The sequence below is a fragment of the Streptomyces sp. NRRL B-24572 genome, assembly GCF_002156145.1.
GTDB classification, from domain to species: domain Bacteria; phylum Actinomycetota; class Actinomycetes; order Streptomycetales; family Streptomycetaceae; genus Streptomyces; species Streptomyces vietnamensis.
The window spans coordinates 1-2,111 of sequence record NZ_MWIG01000621.1 but is presented as its reverse complement, the minus strand read 5'-3'; the positions used below and the strand labels follow the sequence as shown (position 1 = coordinate 2,111).

Here is a 2,111-nt window from a genome sequence, read left to right as displayed (position 1 = left end):
CACTCCCTGCCCGGGCGCCGACGTCTCACACCCCGAGCAGCGCCAGCACCTTCCCCGCATCGGGCACACCGGCGCCCGGGCAGGGAGTGGAGTTGGGTAGGCTAACCTAACTTCGCGTGGGTCGTGGTCGTCACCACCGGGCACGACCGCGGACGAGAAGCGGGAGTGCGGGTATGGACGGTCGGCAGCAGCAGCGCCTGAGCGCGGAATCGGTCACCCTGGCGTACGAGCAGCGGGTCATCGCCCGCGAACTGTCCGTCGCGATCCCCGACAACTCGTTCACCGTCATCGTCGGGCCCAACGCCTGCGGCAAGTCCACCCTCCTGCGCGCCCTCTCCCGGATGCTGAAGCCCAGCGAGGGCCGCGTCCTGCTCGACGGGCAGTCGATCCACACGATGCCCGCCAAGAAGGTCGCCAAGACCCTCGGGCTGCTGCCGCAGACCTCAGTGGCCCCCGACGGCATCACCGTCGCCGACCTCGTCGCGCGCGGCCGCTACCCGCACCAGGGGCTGCTGCGCCAGTGGTCCTCGGAGGACGAGCGGATCGTCCGGGAGTCGATGGAGTCCACCGGTGTCGCCGAGCTCGCCGAGCGGTACGTGGACGAGCTCTCGGGCGGTCAGCGCCAGCGCGTCTGGATCGCCATGGCGCTCGCCCAGCAGACCCCGCTGCTGCTGCTCGACGAGCCCACCACGTACCTCGACATCCAGCACCAGATCGACCTCCTCGACCTGTGCGCCGAACTGCACGAGACGCAGGGGCGGACGCTCGTCGCCGTCCTCCACGACCTCAACCACGCCGCCCGGTACGCGACCCACCTCATCGCCGTCCGCGACGGCGAGGTCGTCGCCGAGGGCCCGCCGTCCCAGGTCGTGACCGCCGAGCTGGTCGAGCGGGTCTTCGGGCTGCGCTGCCAGGTCATCGACGACCCGGAGACGGGGACGCCGCTGGTCGTGCCGGCCGGGCGGAAGGCGCGCGGCCGGGCGGCCGTGCCGGCGCAGGCCGAGGAGCCTGCTGCTCAGGAGCCCGCGCTGCAGAAGTGACCCGTGGCGGGGGAGCGGCCGATGCGGACGTGGCCCGTGGCGGGGGAGCGGTCGGCGTGGACGTGGCCCGAGGGCGCCCCGGTCACAGGAGCGAGCGCAGCCGCAGCAGGTCGCGGAAGCCGGCCTCCAGTCTGACCCGGCCGGAGGCCCAGGCCTTCGCGAAGTTCAGCCCGCCGTCCACCATCGCCACCAGGTCGTCGCCGGTCATCGCGAGCCGGATCTGCGCCTTGGCCCGCGGGGGGCCCTCCACCGTCCCGTCGACCCGGATCCGGCCGTCCGCGAGGCGACCCGTGAACGTCGTGTCGAGGTCGGTGATGTGGCAGCTCAGGCTGCGGTCGAGCGCGGCCGCACCGCGCAGGCCGTCGTCCGCCCGCGCGAGATTGTCCGAAAGTCTGTCCAGTGCGCCGCGGCACTCCGTGATCGTCGCCATCGTCGTCGACGGTACCCCAGGGCTTCGCGGTAGCGTCGGGGCATGAGTGATGAGATGCCGGAGCCCGTCGAGGAGACGGACGAGGCGTACGAGCCCGCCGGGCCCGCGCCGCTCGGTGTCGCCCTGGAGCCCACCGGCCATCCCGCCGTCGACGCCCGCCTCGCGCGTCTCGCCGAGGTGGACCACCTCCCGGCGGACGGACACCTGGAGGTGTACGAGGATGTACACCGTGGACTGCGCGCCGAGCTGACCTCGCTCGACACGCCCCCCGCCCCCCGTCCGTACGACAACAGGAGCTGAACCGAACGTGGCAGGACCGGCACGCCGCCGTCTCGACGCCGAGCTGGTACGGCGCAAGCTCGCGCGCTCGCGCGAGCACGCCAGCCAGCTGATCGCCGCGGGCCGGGTGACCGTCGGCAAGACCGTCGCCACCAAGCCCGCCACCCAGGTCGAGACCGCCGCGGCCATCGTCGTCGCCCAGGACGACTCCGACCCCGACTACGTCTCGCGCGGCGGCCACAAGCTCGCCGGGGCCTTCGCCGCCTTCGTACCGCAGGGGCTGCGGGTCGAGGGCCGGCGCGCCCTGGACGCCGGAGCCTCCACCGGCGGCTTCACCGACGTCCTGCTGCGCGCGGGCGCCG

4 protein-coding genes are annotated in these 2,111 nt (G+C 73.4%); 3 read left to right on the top strand and 1 reads right to left on the bottom strand.

Annotated features, from left to right (window positions below):
- Nucleotides 1-173 precede the first annotated feature (173 nt).
- Nucleotides 174-1,040 (top strand): ABC transporter ATP-binding protein, encoded by an 867-nt coding sequence (locus tag CCN56_RS31805; protein ID WP_086831359.1) that lies wholly within the window; start codon nt 174-176, stop codon nt 1,038-1,040.
- Nucleotides 1,041-1,122: 82 nt separating this feature from the next.
- Here the strand turns inward: CCN56_RS31805 and CCN56_RS31800 are convergent, their stop codons facing one another.
- Nucleotides 1,123-1,470, bottom strand: a complete 348-nt coding sequence (locus CCN56_RS31800) for an SCP2 sterol-binding domain-containing protein (protein WP_086831358.1) — start codon at nt 1,468-1,470, stop codon at nt 1,123-1,125.
- A gap of 42 nt (nt 1,471-1,512) precedes the next feature.
- Between CCN56_RS31800 and CCN56_RS31795 the strand changes: the two genes are divergently transcribed.
- Together CCN56_RS31795 and CCN56_RS31790 are read left to right on the top strand one after the other, a co-directional pair.
- The gene (locus CCN56_RS31795; RefSeq protein ID WP_086831357.1) at nt 1,513-1,770 is read left to right on the top strand and encodes a hypothetical protein; all 258 of its coding nucleotides are present in this window, start codon (nt 1,513-1,515) and stop codon (nt 1,768-1,770) included.
- Between the two features lie 7 nt (nt 1,771-1,777).
- On the top strand, nt 1,778-2,111 hold a 334-nt coding region (locus CCN56_RS31790), incomplete at its 3' end, for a S4 domain-containing protein (RefSeq protein ID WP_256962283.1).

Bases quoted from the DNA above. Each gene is read 5' to 3' on its own strand.
- CCN56_RS31805 (WP_086831359.1), top strand. From the start codon at position 174: ATGGACGGTCGGCAGCAGCAGCGCCTGAGCGCGGAATCGGTCACCCTG.
- CCN56_RS31800 (WP_086831358.1), bottom strand. From the start codon at position 1,470: ATGGCGACGATCACGGAGTGCCGCGGCGCACTGGACAGACTTTCGGAC.
- CCN56_RS31795 (WP_086831357.1), top strand. From the start codon at position 1,513: ATGAGTGATGAGATGCCGGAGCCCGTCGAGGAGACGGACGAGGCGTAC.